We start from the raw sequence: 248 nt of genomic DNA on the forward strand, positions 1-248 counted from the left end.
GAACAGTATCCAAATGCGCATGCCCATGTACTTGGCGCACTGATTGGCACGGGCGATAAAGATTTAGTGGACCACGTCACACACAAGGTTTCGCCGTCAAAAATTATGATTGCCGGCATTCACAATCCACTGATATACGAAAGCGACTATCTGGCCCATCACCGGATTGCGACGGTTGGCCCTGATGATGTCAAAAACGGTGCCAACGAGGTTATGGAATGGATTGCCCGCGAACACATTGAATATCT

1 pseudogene is annotated in these 248 nt (G+C 48.8%); it reads left to right on the forward strand.

Annotation, left to right across the window (positions count from 1 at the left end):
• Positions 1-248, forward strand: a pseudogene (locus FDX22_RS22270) (arginase family protein); the annotation flags it as partial.

Origin of the sequence: Citrobacter sp. TBCS-14 (genome assembly GCF_005280805.1) — a bacterium.
Taxonomy (GTDB): Bacteria; Pseudomonadota; Gammaproteobacteria; order Enterobacterales; family Enterobacteriaceae; genus Citrobacter; species Citrobacter gillenii.